This window comes from Paracoccus sp. 22332, from assembly GCF_052045125.1.
Taxonomy (GTDB): domain Bacteria; phylum Pseudomonadota; class Alphaproteobacteria; order Rhodobacterales; family Rhodobacteraceae; genus Paracoccus; species Paracoccus haematequi_A.
This window is the reverse complement of the sequence record NZ_JBQEOI010000016.1, coordinates 27,062-40,586: the sequence shown is the minus strand read 5'-3', so window position 1 is coordinate 40,586 and position 13,525 is coordinate 27,062. Positions and strand designations below refer to the sequence as shown.

14 protein-coding genes are annotated in these 13,525 nt (G+C 69.2%); 13 read left to right on the top strand and 1 reads right to left on the bottom strand.

Features of this window, described 5'->3' with window-relative positions; translation table 11 throughout:
- The first annotated feature begins 2 nt into the window (after nucleotides 1-2).
- The 13 genes from ACTJI6_RS15150 to ACTJI6_RS15090 all read left to right on the top strand — a co-directional run bounded on the left by ACTJI6_RS15150 (nucleotide 3) and on the right by ACTJI6_RS15090 (nucleotide 12,484).
- Nucleotides 3-2,117 carry a 3-hydroxyacyl-CoA dehydrogenase NAD-binding domain-containing protein gene (locus tag ACTJI6_RS15150; RefSeq protein ID WP_126155195.1) on the top strand — a complete coding sequence of 705 codons (2,115 nt, stop codon included), beginning with the start codon at nucleotides 3-5 and terminating at the stop codon, nucleotides 2,115-2,117.
- Nucleotides 2,114-3,289: an acetyl-CoA C-acyltransferase gene (locus tag ACTJI6_RS15145; RefSeq protein ID WP_126155196.1), complete on the top strand. Its 1,176-nt coding sequence runs from the start codon at nucleotides 2,114-2,116 to the stop codon at nucleotides 3,287-3,289. Before ACTJI6_RS15150 ends, ACTJI6_RS15145 begins: the two co-directional genes overlap by 4 nt.
- A 12-nt stretch (nucleotides 3,290-3,301) precedes the next feature.
- Nucleotides 3,302-4,498: an acyl-CoA dehydrogenase family protein gene (locus ACTJI6_RS15140; RefSeq protein ID WP_126155197.1), complete on the top strand. Its 1,197-nt coding sequence runs from the start codon at nucleotides 3,302-3,304 to the stop codon at nucleotides 4,496-4,498.
- Between the two features lie 14 nt (nucleotides 4,499-4,512).
- Nucleotides 4,513-5,511: an acyl-CoA dehydrogenase family protein gene (locus ACTJI6_RS15135; protein WP_126155198.1), complete on the top strand. Its 999-nt coding sequence runs from the start codon at nucleotides 4,513-4,515 to the stop codon at nucleotides 5,509-5,511.
- Nucleotides 5,508-5,936, top strand: coding sequence for a PaaI family thioesterase (locus ACTJI6_RS15130; protein WP_126155199.1), 429 nt, complete (start codon nucleotides 5,508-5,510; stop codon nucleotides 5,934-5,936). Before ACTJI6_RS15135 ends, ACTJI6_RS15130 begins: the two co-directional genes overlap by 4 nt.
- Nucleotides 5,936-6,757, top strand: a complete 822-nt coding sequence (locus ACTJI6_RS15125; RefSeq protein ID WP_126155200.1) for an oxepin-CoA hydrolase, alternative type — start codon at nucleotides 5,936-5,938, stop codon at nucleotides 6,755-6,757. Before ACTJI6_RS15130 ends, ACTJI6_RS15125 begins: the two co-directional genes overlap by 1 nt.
- A complete protein-coding gene (locus ACTJI6_RS15120; protein ID WP_440801830.1) occupies nucleotides 6,754-8,271 on the top strand; it encodes an AMP-binding protein in 1,518 nt (505 codons plus the stop codon). The genes ACTJI6_RS15125 and ACTJI6_RS15120 overlap by 4 nt, the downstream gene beginning before the upstream one ends.
- A gap of 581 nt (nucleotides 8,272-8,852) precedes the next feature.
- Entirely contained in the window at nucleotides 8,853-9,158 is a 306-nt protein-coding gene (locus ACTJI6_RS15115) for a BufA1 family periplasmic bufferin-type metallophore (RefSeq protein WP_126155202.1), read from the top strand.
- Nucleotides 9,159-9,219: 61 nt separating this feature from the next.
- Nucleotides 9,220-10,062, top strand: coding sequence for an MNIO family bufferin maturase (gene bufB / locus ACTJI6_RS15110; RefSeq protein WP_126155203.1), 843 nt, complete (start codon nucleotides 9,220-9,222; stop codon nucleotides 10,060-10,062).
- Entirely contained in the window at nucleotides 10,052-10,786 is a 735-nt protein-coding gene (locus ACTJI6_RS15105; protein WP_440801828.1) for an HvfC/BufC N-terminal domain-containing protein, read from the top strand. The genes bufB and ACTJI6_RS15105 overlap by 11 nt, the downstream gene beginning before the upstream one ends.
- Nucleotides 10,783-11,220 carry a DoxX family protein gene (locus tag ACTJI6_RS15100; protein ID WP_126155205.1) on the top strand — a complete coding sequence of 146 codons (438 nt, stop codon included), beginning with the start codon at nucleotides 10,783-10,785 and terminating at the stop codon, nucleotides 11,218-11,220. The genes ACTJI6_RS15105 and ACTJI6_RS15100 overlap by 4 nt, the downstream gene beginning before the upstream one ends.
- An 83-nt stretch (nucleotides 11,221-11,303) precedes the next feature.
- Nucleotides 11,304-11,846 (top strand): sigma factor, encoded by a 543-nt coding sequence (locus tag ACTJI6_RS15095; RefSeq protein ID WP_241232818.1) that lies wholly within the window; start codon nucleotides 11,304-11,306, stop codon nucleotides 11,844-11,846.
- Entirely contained in the window at nucleotides 11,843-12,484 is a 642-nt protein-coding gene (locus tag ACTJI6_RS15090) for an NrsF family protein (RefSeq protein ID WP_126155206.1), read from the top strand. Before ACTJI6_RS15095 ends, ACTJI6_RS15090 begins: the two co-directional genes overlap by 4 nt.
- Nucleotides 12,485-12,592: 108 nt before the next feature.
- Here the strand turns inward: ACTJI6_RS15090 and ACTJI6_RS15085 are convergent, their stop codons facing one another.
- Nucleotides 12,593-13,504 carry a LysR family transcriptional regulator gene (locus tag ACTJI6_RS15085; protein ID WP_420899409.1) on the bottom strand — a complete coding sequence of 304 codons (912 nt, stop codon included), beginning with the start codon at nucleotides 13,502-13,504 and terminating at the stop codon, nucleotides 12,593-12,595.
- Nucleotides 13,505-13,525: the final 21 nt, after the last annotated feature.

Sequence of the window (13,525 nt, the reverse complement as noted above, 5' to 3'; positions counted from 1 at the left end):
CCATGACCGAACATTCCCCCGTCACCTATCGCTGCGAAGGCGGGATCGCCTTCATCGAAATCGACAATCCGCCCGTCAACGCCCTGTCGGCGGCGGTTCGCCGGGGATTGGCGGAGGCCATGGACCGGCTGGCCAATGACGCCGACGCGCAGGCAGCCGTTCTGTTCTGCGCGGGCCGCACCTTTATCGCCGGCGCCGACATTTCCGAATTCGGCAAGCCGCCCGTGGCCCCGTTCCTGCCCGAGGTGATCGCCGCAATCGAGGCGTCCGGCAAGCCGGTCGTGGCGGCCCTGCACGGCACGGTTCTGGGTGGCGGCCTGGAGGTTGCCCTGGGCGCCCATCACCGCGTCGCGGTTCCCGGCACCCGGATGGGCCTGCCCGAAGTGACCCTGGGCCTTTTGCCCGGGGCGGGGGGAACGCAGCGCCTGCCGCGCGCCGTGGGGGTAACGGACGCCATCGACCTGATCACGTCGGGCCGCCAGATCGGTGCCCAGCAGGCGCTTGACCTGGGGCTGATCGACGCGCTGGCCCAAGGCACCGATCCCCGCGCGGCGGGCGAGGCCGAGGCGCGTCGCCTTCTGGCCGAGGGGTCCGGTCCCCGGCGGCTGTCCGAAACGCCCGCCCCCGCCGTCGATCCCGACATGGTTCAGGCATGGCGCGCAAAGGTCGCGAAATCCGCGCGCGGTCAGGTGGCGCCCCTGCGCGCGCTGGACACGATAGTGGCCGGGTTGGACCTGTCTTTTGCAAAGGGCATGGCACAGGAACGCCAGGCCTTCATGGACCTGATGCAGACCCCTGAACGCGCTGCCCTGATCCACGCCTTTTTCGCCGAACGTCGGGCGGCGCAGCAGGATGATCCGGCCGGTGTCAAGGCCCGGCCGGTTGCGCGCATCGGCATCATCGGCGGCGGCACCATGGGTCAGGGGATCGCCGCATCCGCCCTGACAGCCGGGCTGGACGTGACCCTGGTGGAACGCGACGAGGCCGCAGCGGCCAAGGCCACAGGTGGCATCCGCGCCATGCTGGACGGCGCCGTCAAGCGCGGCAAGCTGGACCGCACGGCGGCCGACCGGATGCTGGACCAGGCCTTGCGCGCGGTCGCAGGCTATGACGCGCTGGCCAACGTCGATCTGGTGATCGAGGCGGTGTTCGAGAATCTGGACGTCAAGCAAGAGGTGTTTCGCACGCTTGACCGCGTCTGCCGCCCCGGCGCGGTGCTGGCGACCAACACGTCCTATCTGGACGTGAACCTGATCGCCGGGGCGACCGCCCGGCCGCAGGACGTGATCGGGCTGCATTTCTTCTCGCCCGCCAACGTCATGCGCCTTTTGGAAATCGTGGTGGCGGACAAGACCGCCCCCGATGTCACGGCGACGGCCTTTGCCCTGGCCAAGAAGATGGGCAAGATCGGCGTGCGGTCCGGCGTCTGCGACGGCTTCATCGGCAACCGGATGCTGCTGGCCTATCGCACGGCGGCCGACCACGTGGTGCTGGACGGCGCCTCGCCTTATCAGGTTGACCGGGCTGTCGTGGACCTGGGCTTTCCCATGGGCCCGTATCAGGTGGGCGATCTGGCCGGTCTCGACATCGGCCATGCCACCCGCCAGCGCAAGGCGCCCACGCGCGATCCGCGCGAACGCGTTCCCGTCTTTGCCGACCGGCTGGTCGAATCCGGGCGGCTGGGGCGCAAGACCGGGCGCGGCTATTACATCTATGACGAAGGCAGCCCCCAGGGCCGCCCCGACCCCGACATGGACGACATGCTGTCAGGCATCCGGTCCGACCTGGGCATCACCCCGCGCCCGTTCGAGGCTGAGGAAATCCAGTCCCGCTACATGGCCGCCATGGTCAACGAGGGCGCGAAGATCCTCGACGAAGGCATCGCCGCGCGGGCGTCCGACATCGACGTGGTGCTGTTGCACGGCTACGGTTTTCCGCGCTGGAAGGGCGGGCCGATGCACTGGGCCGACGCGCAGGGGCTGGACCGGATCGCCGCCGACATCGCCCGTTATGCCGAAGATGATCCCTATTTCTGGCAGATCTCGCCGCTTCTGGCGCGTCTTGCGGCCGAGGGCGGGACACTTGCCGACGTGAACACCGGAAAGGACGCATCATGAAGGACGCCGTCATCGTCGCAACCGCCCGCACGGGCATCGGCAAGGCTGCGCGCGGCAGCCTGAACCTGACCCACGGCGCCACCATGGGCGGCCATGTCGCCGCCGCCGCCGTAAAACGCGCGGGCATCGACCCGGCGCTGATCGAGGACAGCATCTGGGGCTGCGGCTATCCCGAATACGTTACCGGCGGCAACATCGCCCGGCAGATCGTCATTCGCGCGGGCCTGCCCGTCAGCGTGGCGGGCACCACCGTCAACCGGTTCTGCGCATCCGGGCTGCAAGCCCTGGCGATGGCTGCGCACATGGTCCGGCTGGAAGGCGCCCGCGCCGTGCTGGCCGGCGGCGTCGAATCGATCAGCCTTGTCCAGCCGCCGCCCCGCCCTGCGCGCGAGGCCTGGATCGAGGCGCACAAGCCCGACCTGTATCTTCCGATGATCGACACCGCCGACAACGTCGCTGCCCGCTATGGCGTTAGCCGCGCGGCGCAGGACGAATACGCTCTGCGGTCCCAGCAGCGCATCGCCGCCGCGCAGCAGGCCGGGCTGTTCGCCGACGAGATCGTGCCGATGCAGGTCACGCGTGCGGTGATCGACAAGGCCAGCGGCGAAACCCGGCACGAGGATGTCACGCTGGACGCGGACGAATGCAACCGTCCCTCGACCACGCTGGACGGGCTGGCCTCGCTGAAGCCGGTGAAGGGAGAGGACAAGTTCGTCACCGCCGGAAACGCCTCGCAACTGTCGGATGGTGCGGCCGCGCTGGTCGTGATGGATGGCGATCTGGCCGCGCAGGAAGGCCTGACCCCGCTGGGGGCCTTTCGCGGCTTTGCCGTCGCCGGCTGCGAGCCCGATGAAATGGGCATCGGCCCGGTCTTTGCCGTGCCGCGCCTGCTGGAGCGCGCGGGCCTGACGGTCGGCGATATCGACCTGTGGGAGTTGAACGAGGCCTTCGCCAGCCAGGCGCTGTATTGCCGCGACCGGCTGGGCATCGACCCCGAAAGATACAACGTCAACGGCGGCTCCATTGCGATCGGCCACCCCTTCGGCATGACCGGGGCGCGGACGGCGGGGCATCTGCTGCTGGAAGGGCGCAGGCGCGGCGCGAAATGGGGCGTGGTCACCATGTGCATCGGCGGTGGCCAGGGCGCCGCCGGCCTGATCGAGATTTTCTGAGGGAGACGCGACATGGACATGAGCTTTTCACCTGAAGACCAGGCCTTCCGCGCCGAGGTCCGCCAGTTCCTGAAGGACCGCCTGCCCCAGCGGCTGTCCGAAAAGGTCCGCCTGTTCCAGGAACTGACCAAGGCCGAGATCGAGGAATGGCACGCCGTCCTGAACGAAAAGGGCTGGCTGGCCGGCAACTGGCCGCGTGACTTCGGCGGCGCGGGCTGGACCGCGATCCAGCGCCACATCTTCGAGGAGGAAAGCGCCCTGGCCCATGCGCCGCGCATCCTGCCCTTCGGCATCGCGATGCTGGGGCCGGTGTTGCAGAAGTTCGGCAGCAAGGAGCAGCAGGACCGGTTCCTGCCGCGCATCCTGGACGGCCAGGACTGGTGGTGCCAGGGCTATTCCGAACCGGGTTCGGGGTCCGACCTGGCCTCGGTCAAGACCACGGCGGTGCGCGACGGAGATCATTACGTGGTCAACGGCCAAAAGACCTGGACCACGCTGGGCCAGCACGCCAACTGGATCTTCTGCCTGGTGCGGACCGATCCCACCGCCAAGGCGCAGGAGGGCATCAGCTTCCTGCTGGTCGATCTGACCGCGCCGGGCATCACCGTGCGGCCCATCGTTCTTCTGGACGGCAACCCCGAGGTGAACGAGGTCTTTTTCGACGACGTGCGCGTCCCGGCCGAAAACCTGGTGGGCGAGGAGAACAAGGGCTGGACCTATGCCAAGTATCTGCTGACGCATGAGCGCACCAACATCGCGGGCGTGGGCTTTGCCACGGCGGGGCTTGCCGCGCTGAAGCGCATCGCGCGCGGCCAGATGTCGGGCGGCAAGCCGCTGTCGCAGAACCCGCTGTTCGCGGCCCAGGTCGCGCGGGTGGAAATCGACCTGATGGCGATGGCCACGACCAACCTGCGGCTGCTGGCCCAGGCGGCGGCGGGGCAGGCACCGGGGGCCGAAAGCTCGATGCTGAAGCTGAAGGGCACGCAGATCCGGCAGGCCATCAACGATCTGACGCGCCGTGCCGTCGGTCCCTGGGCGCTGGCCTTTCCGTCCGAGGCGCTGGAGGGTGCGAACGACGACCTGCCGCCCGGCCCGCCCGAGGCTGCGGGCGCCACGCGCGCCTATCTGAACAACCGCAAGCTGTCGATTTATGGCGGCTCGAACGAAATCCAGCGGGGGATCATCGCGAAATCCCTGCTGGGCCTCTGAAGGGGGACCGCCTGATGAACTTTGGTTTCACCGAAGAACAGACCATGCTGGGCGACAGCCTGGCCCGGACGCTGGAGCGCGGGACGGACGCCAGCGCCTTGTTCGAGCTGGGCGCAGGCGCCGCGCTGATGACCGAGGAGGCCGGCGGCTTCGGCGGCACCGGGGCGGACATCCTGATGGTGTTCCGCACCCTGGGACGCGCTGGCGCGGTCACGCCGCTGCTGGACAGTGTGGTGCTGGGCGCGGGCATCCTGTCGGCTGCGGGCGAAAGTGATCTGGCCGAGGCCGCCGCCAGCGGCGAGGCCCGTGTCGCGGTCGCGCTGGACGAACCCGGCCAGCGGTACGAGGGCACGGTCGCCACGACCGCCGCCGCCGGCAAGCTGACCGGCGAGAAATCGGTGATCCATGGCGCCGAGGACGCGACGCATCTGATCGTGCGGGCGACGGACGGCCTTTATCTGGTCGAGGCCGGGGCCGAGGGGCTGAGCCTGCGCGGCTATGCCCTGATGGACGGCGGCCGCGCGGCCGAGGTGACGCTGAAGGACGTGCCCGCCCGCCGCCTGGGCGATGCGGACCTGCTGGACCGCCCGCTGGCCGCCGCGATCCTGGCGCTGTGCGCCGATGCCCTGGGGGTGATGGAAAAGGCGGTCGATCTGACGACCGACTATCTCAAGACCCGCAAGCAGTTCGGGCGTCCCATCGGATCGTTCCAAGCCATCCAGCACCGCATGGCGGACCTGCTGACCGAAGTCGAGCAGGCCCGGTCCGCCGTCTGGAACCTGGCGGGCCATCTGGACAGCGCCGACCGTGACCGTCACGTCGCCGCGACCAAGTCGCTGGTGGGCCGCATCGCGCGCCTGGTGGCCGAGGAAACCATCCAGCTGCACGGCGGTATCGGCATGACCGAGGAATACGAACTGGCCCCCATGGCCCGCCGCCTGCTGGCCGCCGATGCGCGGTTTGGCGACAGCGATCACCATCTGGAACGCTTCATCGCGGCCAGCGCGGCATGACGGACTCGCCCGCCCTGATCGTGGATGAAACCGGCACGCAGCGGCTGGTCGGCTATACGCTGGACGTGGGCCAGCCGGACCGGCAGGCCCGCTGCCGCCTGCTGGTGGACGACCGGCACACCAACCGCCACGGCGTGCTGCATGGCGGGATCGCCGCGATGCTTCTGGACAGCGCCTGCGGGGCCACGGCCAGCCTGACGGTGGACGACAGCGGTCGGCGGCCGTTCCTGACCATCTCGCTCACCGTGGATTTCGTGGGCGCGGGCCGCCCGGGCGGCGTTACGGCAACCGGCCGCGTGGTTGGCGGAGGACGCAGCCTGCTGTTCGTGGCCGGTGACTTGGTCCACGACGACGGCACCCTGATCGCCACGGCCAGCGGCGTGTTCAAGCGGGTTCCCGGCGGCACCGGGGCGGAGAACGGCTGATGACCGAAACCACCGCCCGGATTCTTGTCGAGGATCGCGGCGATCACCTGCTGGTGACGTTGAACAATCCCGCCCGTCGCAACGCCCTGGACCCGGCGATGCACTCCATTCTGCGCAATGCTCTGGATCAGGCTGCGGCCGAGGATCGGCTGGGCGCGGTGGTGCTCACCGGGGCGGGCGGCTATTTCTGCGCGGGGGGCGATCTGAACGCCCTGGCGCAGCGGGCCGCCCTGACACGCGATGAACGCCGCGCGCGGATCGACGACCTGCACACGACCATTCGGGCGATCCGCGCCTGCCCCCGCCCGGTGATCGCTGCTGTCGAAGGCGGCGCGGCGGGTGCGGGCCTGTCCATCGCGCTGGCCTGCGACCTGCTGGTCGCGGCCGAGGACGCGAGTTTTGCCGCCGCCTATGTCCGCGTCGGCCTGGTGCCGGACGGGGGGCTGACGGCATCGCTGGCGCGGCGCGTTCCGGCGTCCCTGGCGGCCCGGATGTGCCTGACAGGCGACCCGGTCACCGCGCCGGCCCTGGCCGTCATGGGGGTGGTGACGGATCTGTGCCCCCCGCGCCAGGCCGTCGCCCGCGCCGCGGATCTGGCCGCACGGCTGGCCCAGGGACCGGCGGGGGCGCAGGCCGCCATCAAGCGCCTGCTGGCCGACGCCGGCCAGACCGGCTTTGACGACCAGCTTGACCGCGAACGCGATGCGATGGCCGACGCCCTGGCCTCGCCCGAGGCTGCCGCAGGCCTGCGGGCCCGTCTGGACCGCAGGGGTCCCGATTTCGGACGGGGCCTGCCCAGGAAAAAGGAAACCGACCGATGACGACGCGAATCCATCATCTTCTGGACGCGCGCCGGGCGTCCCCCAGGGACCTGGCGCTGATCGATCAAGACGGCACTCGTCATGACTATGGGCAATTCTGCGACGCGGTGGAACGCATGGCCGACGATCTGGCCGCGCGGGGCCTGGGGCCGGGCGACCGTCTCCTGATCGTGGCCGAGAACTGCGCGGCCCTGCCCGCGCTGATCATTGCAGCGTCCCGCCTGGATGCGATCGCGGTTCCGGTCAATGCCCGCATGACCGAACACGAACTGCGCCGCATCGCCGCCCATACCCAGGCCCGGCTGACGGTCTTTCTGTCCGGCGCCTCGCCCCAGGCGGGTGGCCACGCAGCGGCGGCGGGGGCCACGCCCTGGGCGACCCCGCTGGGCACCGTCCAGATCGCTGTTCCGGATCCCGACGCCACCCCCGAGCCGGTGATACCGGGGGCCGATCAGGTGGCGGTGATCCTGTATACGACGGGTTCGACCGGCACGCCCAAGGGCGTGATGCTCAGCCACGGCAACCTGATTTTCGGGGGCGGCACGTCGGCGCGGATGCGCGGCATGACCCGGGACGACCTGATCCTGGGCGTGCTGCCGATCACCCATGTCTTCGGCCTGACCTCGATGACCATCGCGGCGCTTGTCGCGGGCGCAGGGCTGCGGCTTTTTTCGCGCTTTTCAGCCGCGGTGGTTCTGGACGGGTTGCAGGCCGGGGCCAGCGTCCTGCCCGCCGTGCCCCAGATGCACGCCCTGATCATGGAGGAAGCCGCAGCCCGCGGCATCGACCGCCTGCCGCCGGGACGGCTGCGCTATGTCTCCTCGGGGGCGGCGCCGCTGGATCCGGACTGGAAGCGGCGGGCCGAGGCCTTCTACGGCGTCGCGCTGCAGAACGGCTATGGCCTGACGGAAACCACGGCCGGCGTCACGCTGACCACCAACCCGCCGGGCGTGCCGGATGTCAGCGTCGGCCCCGCCCTGCCGGGGGTGGAATTGCGCCTGCGCAATGTCGGCCCCGACGGCGTGGGCGAGATCCTGACCCGCGGACCCCATGTGATGCCCGGATATTTCCGCAACCCCGAGGCCACTGCGGCGGCCTTCGATGCCGACGGGTTTCTGTGTACCGGTGATCTGGGCCGGCTGGACGAGGCCGGAAACCTGCACGTCGCCGGACGCGTGCGCGAATTGATCATCCGCGGCGGCTTCAACGTCTATCCGCCCGAGGTGGAAGCTGCCCTGAACGACCACCCCCGCGTGATCCAGACCGCCGTGATCGGGCGCAGGATCGAGGGCGGCAACGAGGAGGTTCTGGCCTTTTGCCAGACCGACGACCCGGCCAGCCTGACCGAAGCCGATCTGCGCCTGCATGTGGCCGAACGGCTTTCGGCCTACAAGCGTCCGGCGCGCATCATCGTCACCACCGCGCTGCCGACCTCCCCCAATGGCAAGATCCTCAAGCAGCAGTTGATCGAGACGTTCCGGCACGCCCTGGAACGGAAAGAGGACCAGGGATGACCGGCACCGCACTGCGTGTTGTGTCGGCTGTCGGTGCGTCGCTGAAGACCTTCGGCCATCCGCCGAAGGCAAGGTTCGCGACAAGGATCAGGAATATCCGCCCGTAAAAGCGGCTGTCCGTGACAAGGCGGGATCCCTGAAAACGACAAACGCCCTGTCAGAAACCAAAGGGCGCGCGAAGACAATGTCGAGAAGGGTCGATCCCCCTGGCGGCGTGACATGGACCCGGCATCACGGCGCGTATCACCTGCTGACCGGAAAGAACTGCCGCGACCCGATCGGTGGTTTCAGGCTGTCGGTCAATTCCGGTGTCCTGCGCCATGGCAGCACGCAATGGACCTGTGCAGAGATGCCGGAAGGGCGGAAGGGCAGCGTTCAACAGACAGCCACGAAGCTTTTGATCGTTCCAGTCATGGCTTTTGCGCCAACAGCCGCTGTTCCAGGCCTGTCAAGGCCTGTGGTCGCACCGCCGGACAGGCATGGCGCGAAAGAAGTTCTGGGCGCGTTGTAACATCCTGGCCCCTTCTGCCGATCTGTCTTCTGGAAGGCGTGCAAGCCTTCTCAGACAGGGAGAAACACTGATGACCGCAACGATGTCCCGCCTGGCCCTTGGCGCATCGCTGGCCTGCGCGCTTGGCGCGATGGCCGCAACGCCCATTCAGGCGCAGGAAATGGAAAAATGCTATGGCGTGGCCCAAGCCGGGCAAAACGATTGCGCGGCGGGGCCGGGCACGACCTGCGCTGGCACTTCGACCACCGATTACCAGGGCAATGCCTGGAAGCTGGTCCCGGCGGGCACCTGTCTGTCGATGGAACTGCCCCCCGCCAGCGACGGCACCGCGCGCAAAGCCTCGCTGGAGCCGCTGACCCGCGACGTTCCCGCATGATCCGACAGGGCGCGGTCCCGCGACCGCGCCCTTCCATTGCGCCCGGCACCAGGAGGATGCCATGACCCGACTGCCCCCCCGCGCCGGTGTCGGCTTCAAGCCCCAGCACCTTGCCGATATCCGCCGCGATCCGCACCCGCCCGCCTTTTTCGAGGTCCATGCCGAAAACTACATGGGCGCGGGCGGGCTGCCCCATGCGCAACTGGCGGCGCTGCGGGCCGATCACGCCCTGTCCGTCCATGGGGTCGGGCTGTCGATCGGCGGTGCAGGCAGGCTGGACGCCGGCCACCTGGCGCGGCTGCGGGCCCTGTGCGACCGCTATGAGCCTGAAAGTTTTTCCGAACATCTGGCCTGGTCCAGCCACGGCGCGGAATACCTGAACGACCTGCTGCCCTTGCCCTATACGTCCGGCACGCTGGCCGCCGTCTGCGATCATGTGGATCAGGTCCAGCAGGTGCTGGGCCGCCGGATGCTGCTGGAAAACCCCGCGACCTATGTGCTGTTCGCGCAGTCCGACATCCCCGAAACCGAATTCCTGGCGCAGATCGCCGCCCGCACCGGCTGCGGGCTTTTGCTGGACATCAACAACGTCTTCGTGTCCTGCACCAACCACCGCCGTGATCCGCGCGCCTATCTGGCCGATTTCCCGATGGACGGCGTGGGAGAGATCCACCTGGGCGGGCACGCGGCCGAGGATCTGCCTTCGGGACCGTTGCTGATCGACAGCCATGGGGCGGTGGTGGCCGATCCGGTCTGGACGCTTTACGGGCAGGTGATCGACCGCATCGGCCCTGTCCCCACGCTGGTCGAATGGGACAACGACCTGCCTCCCTGGCCGGTCCTGGCCGCCGAGGCCGCGCGCGCCGATGCCCTCCTGACACGGGTGGCCCGTCATGCCGCCTGATGGCCAGTCCGCGTTCCGCAGCGCCCTGCGCGACGGCACCCTGCCGCCCGGCGTCACCGCCGTCCACCCGGCCGAGACCGCGCGCCGCTTTGCCGTTTATCGCAACAACGTGGCCGTCAGCCTGGGCCAGGCGCTTGGGCGGCGCTTTCCGGTGATCCAGCGGCTGGTGGGGGACGAATTCTTTGCCGCCCTGGCTCGCGCCTATCTGGCGGCCGATCCGCCGCGCAGCCCGGTCCTGATGGAATGGGGCGCGGGGTTCGCGGGCTTTCTGGCGGGCTTTCGGCCGCTGGCGGGATGGCCGTTCATGGCCGATGTGGCGCGGATCGAATGGGCGCGGGGACTGGCCTTTCATGCCGCCGACGCCGCCCCCCTGGACCCTGCCATCCTGGCCGCAGCCGATCCTGAAACCCTGCGGCTGGCCCTGCACCCTTCAGTCACGGTGCTGCGGCTGGACCATCCGGCGGTGACGATCTGGGCGCAGAACCAGCCGGGCGCCGCCCCCGGACCGCTGCCGTCCGGCCCCCAGATCGCGCTGATCCTGCGTGATCCGTCCTTCGCCATCCCGGTCGAGGCGATCACGCCCGCCGATGCCGTGCTGATCGAGGCGCTGCAATCCGGCGCGACCCTGGCCGGCGCCGCCGCCCTTGATCCCGATCACGATCCCGCCCCCCGCCTGATCGCGCTGATGCGACAGGGCGCCTTCATCAAGGCGCGCACCCGATGATCGCCCGGCTGAACGCCCTGCCTGCCCGCATCCCCGCCGATCTGGTGGCCCTGTCGCTGCGGGTCTTTCCCGCCCTTGTCTTCTGGCAATCGGGCCGCACCAAGGTCGAGGGGCTGTCGATCACGGATTCCACCTGGTTCCTGTTCGAACACGAATACGCCTTGCCGCTGATTCCGTCCGCCTGGGCGGCCGTGCTGGCCACGCTGGCGGAACACGCGCTGCCGGTGCTGATGATCCTGGGGTTGATGACGCGGCTGTCGGCCCTGGGTTTGCTGGCGATGACGGCGGTGATCCAGGTCTTTGTCTATCCTGGCGCCTGGCTGACCCATGGCCTGTGGGCGGCGGCCCTGCTGGCCCTGGCGGCCCACGGTCCGGGGCGGCTGTCGCTGGATCACCTGCTGGGACTGGATCGCGCCAGGGGCGGACGCCGATGATGCTGGCCGGGGATCCTGCCCAGGGCGGGCATTGCCCCGCCTCGCGGACCGGGGCTAGACTGGGGCATCGACGGACGGAGGCCGTGCTGGAAAAGGACCGCGTCTGGGACGATCTGATGCGCCGGGCCAACGGGGGCGACGGCGCGGCCTTTCTGCGCTTTCTGACCGAGGTGACGCCGCCCCTGCGCGGGCTGATCCGCACGCGGGGCCGCAGCCTGCCCCCCGACCTGCACGAGGACATCCTGCAAGAGGTTCTGCTGGCCATCCACCTGAAACGCGGCAGTTGGGATGCAACGGTGCCTGTCCGGGCCTGGCTTTACGCCGTGGCCCGGCACAAGGTGGTCGACGCCTTCCGCAAGCGCGGCCATCGCCTGCATCTGCCGATCGACGAGGTGGCCCAGATTCTGGCCGCCGAACCCGAACCCGCGCCCCTGGCCGCGCGCGACGCCGACCGGATGCTGGGACTGATCGACGCCCGGTCCGCCGCCCTGGTGCGCGCCGTCCGGCTGGAGGGACGAAGTCCCGAAGACGCGGGCGCCGGACTGGGCCTGACCGCAGGCGCCGCCCGCGTGGCGCTGCACCGGGCGATGCGGCGCCTGGCCCATCTGGCCGAGAGGATGCGATGACCGACCCCCGATCCACCGACGACCTAATCCGCCGCCTGGCCGCCAGCTCCCCTCCGGCGCCCTTGTCGGCCCCCTTGGCGGCCGGGGCGATCCTGGGCGCGGCGGCCCTGTCGGCCGGGTTGTTCCTGCTGCTGGCCGGGCCGCGCGCCGGCCTGCTGTCCGCCCTGGACAATCCTGCGGTCCTGGCCAAGGTCGTTTTGCCCCTGGTTCTGGCGGTCGCTGCCCTGGTGCTGGCCCTGCGTTCGGCCCGGCCGGGCGCCGCTGTCCGGCCATGGGTGCTGGCGGTTCCCGTGGCGGCGGCCCTGGCGTTGTTTGCGGTGCGGCTGGTCCAGACCCCCCCGGCCCAGATCCTGCCAACCGCCCTGGGTAGCAGCGCCGTCGCTTGCCTGGCATCCATCACCGCGCTGTCGGCGCCGGCCATCATCCTGGGCCTGGCGCTGTTCCGGCGTGGCGCTGCCCTTCGTCCGGCGCTGACGGGCGCGCTGATCGGGCTTGCGGCCTCGGGCGGCGCGGCGGCAGGCTATGCGCTCCATTGCACCGAGGATTCGCCGCTGTTCTTCACCCTCTGGTACGGCCTGGCGATCCTGGCAGGCACAACCGCAGGTGCCGTCGCCGGAAGAAAACTGCTGCAGTGGTAAGGACAGGGAAAGGGGCATCGCCGATGTCTTGAAAGACGGCAGGACGCTTGGGCTTGGCCTTCATCATTCAAGCCTGCGACATCGCGGCAGACACGATCTTTGAAACGGTTATCGCGGGTCTTCAATTGTCGTGACCTCCTGGGCCAGCCAGTCGCGGAAATGGATCAACGGACGCGATTCGGCGCGCGTCCCCGGCCAGACCAGGTGGTATCCGCCTTGGCCTGGAACGGCCGTTTCAAGAACGGGCAGCAGGTGCCGTTCGGCAATTTCCTGGCGCGCGAGGTAGTCCGGCAAGAGCGCCAGCCCCACCCCGGAAATCGCTGCCTGGATCATCATGGAAAACTGGTCCATCACCATGCCCCCCGACGGCGCGGTCCCCGTGCCCTGGCCCCGGAACCAGTCGGCCCAGGCATCCGGGCGGGTCTGAAGATGCAGCAGGACCAGACCCGCAAGGTCGCCCGGATCGCGGATCGGATGGGTGGCCAGAAAGGCCGGGCTGGCGCAGGCGGTCAGGCTTTCATCGAACAGCTTCAGGCTGTGGGCATCCGGGGCGGCGTCATGGCGAAAGATGATCGCCGCATCAAAGGGCTCGCTGTTAAAGGCGACGGGCTGAAAGCGGGTCGTCAGGTTGACCAGGATCCCCGGATGCCGGGCCATGAATCCGGGCAGGCGCGGGGCCAGCCAGCGGGTGCCGAAGGTCGGCAGCACCGCCAGGTCCAGGCTGCCGCCTTCGGGATTGGCGATCAGCGACATCCCGCCCCGCTGGATCAGGTCAAGCGCGGCGGAAATGTCCTGGTGATAGCGCGCGGCCCCGTCGGTGGGGACCAGGCGGCGGCGATGACGCACGAAAAGCTTCTGGCCCATCTGTTCTTCCAGCGTCTGGATCAGGCGGCTGACGGTGCTTTGCGTCAGGCCCAGTTCCTGCGCGGCCGCCGTCACCGATCCATGCCGCATCACCCCGTCGAACGCCAGAAGCAGGCTGAGGTTCGGCAAGTATCGTCTGATCCGCAAGACATTCATCCCATGCATGAACTCATGGAA